Below are 1,398 nucleotides of genomic sequence, written 5' to 3'. Positions count from 1 at the left end.
GCTGCTGGAGCGCGGCGAGATCGAGGAGGACGACCTCGCGCCGGGCGCGGCGCTGCCCGTGCTCGCGATCGTCGGCCGGCCGAACGTCGGCAAGTCCGCGCTGGTGAACCGCATCCTGGGGCGCCGGGCCGCGGTGGTCGAGGACGTGCCGGGCGTCACCCGGGACCGCGTCACCTACCGCGGCGAGTGGGAGGGGCGCGCGTTCACGCTCGTCGACACCGGCGGCTGGGAGGCGGACGCCGCGGGCCTCGACGCGGCGGTCGCCGCGCAGGCGGAGGTCGCCGTCGACCTGGCGGACGCGGTGCTGTTCGTCGTCGACGCGGTCGTCGGCGCGACGAGCACCGACGAGCAGGTCGTCCGGATGCTCCGCGCGTCGAAGAAGCCGGTGCGCCTCGTGGCGAACAAGGTCGACGACGTGCGCCAGGAGGCGTACATCGGCGAGCTGTGGGGGCTCGGCCTCGGCGAGCCGTGGGCGGTCTCCGCGATCCACGGCCGCGGCGTCGCGGATCTGCTCGACGACGTGATGCGGACGCTGCCGAAGGAGTCCGGCGTCGCCAAGCCGCAGCTCGGCGGACCGCGCCGGGTCGCCCTGGTCGGCCGCCCGAACGTCGGCAAGTCCAGCCTGCTGAACAAGTCCGCCCGCGAGGAGCGGGTCGTCGTCTCGCCGACGGCGGGCACGACGCGCGACCCGGTCGACGAGCAGATCGAGATCGCGGGCACGGTCTGGAACTTCATCGACACCGCCGGCATCCGCCGCCGCACGCACCTGTCGCAGGGCGCCGACTTCTACGCCTCCCTGCGCACCCAGGCCGCGCTCGAGCGCGCCGAGGTCGCGGTCGTGCTGCTCGACGTCACCGAGCCGATCAGCGAGGCGGACATCCGCATCGTCGACATGGTGCTCGAGTCCGGTCGGGCGCTCGTGCTCGCGTTCAACAAGTGGGACCTGATCGACGACGAGCGCCGCCGGTACCTGGAGCGGGAGATCGAGCAGGACCTCGCGCACGTGGCGTGGGCGCCGCGCGTGAACATCTCCGCGAAGACCGGGCGGCACCTCGAGAAGCTGGTGCCTGCGCTCGACGCGGCGCTCGACGGCTGGGACACGCGCATCCCGACGGGCAAGTTCAACGCCTTCATCGCGGAGCTCACGCAGGCCCACCCGCACCCGGTCCGCGGCGGCAAGCAGCCGAGGATCCTGTTCGGCACGCAGGCGGGCAGCCGCCCGCCGACCTTCGTGCTGTTCACCACGGGCTTCCTCGACCCGGGCTACCGCCGCTTCGTGACGCGCCGCCTGCGCGAGGTCTACGGCTTCGTGGGCACGCCGATCACGGTCAACATGCGCGTGAGGGAGCGGCGAAGCCGCTCCTGAACCATGGGCACAGCAGGGAGCGGCGAAGCCGC

The 1,398-nt window shown here is 73.2% G+C and carries 1 protein-coding gene; it reads left to right on the top strand.

From position 1 onward, the window contains the following. Positions 1 to 1,366 (top strand): ribosome biogenesis GTPase Der (gene der, locus ACFE60_RS15795; RefSeq protein ID WP_375389817.1); only part of this gene is annotated, 1,366 nt, incomplete at its 5' end. Positions 1,367 to 1,398 lie beyond the last annotated feature (32 nt).

The organism is uncultured Amnibacterium sp. (genome assembly GCF_964245895.1).
Lineage (GTDB): Bacteria > Actinomycetota > Actinomycetes > Actinomycetales > Microbacteriaceae > Amnibacterium.
The sequence above is the reverse complement of the archived record's forward strand: the minus strand, read 5'-3'. Positions and strand labels throughout refer to the sequence as shown.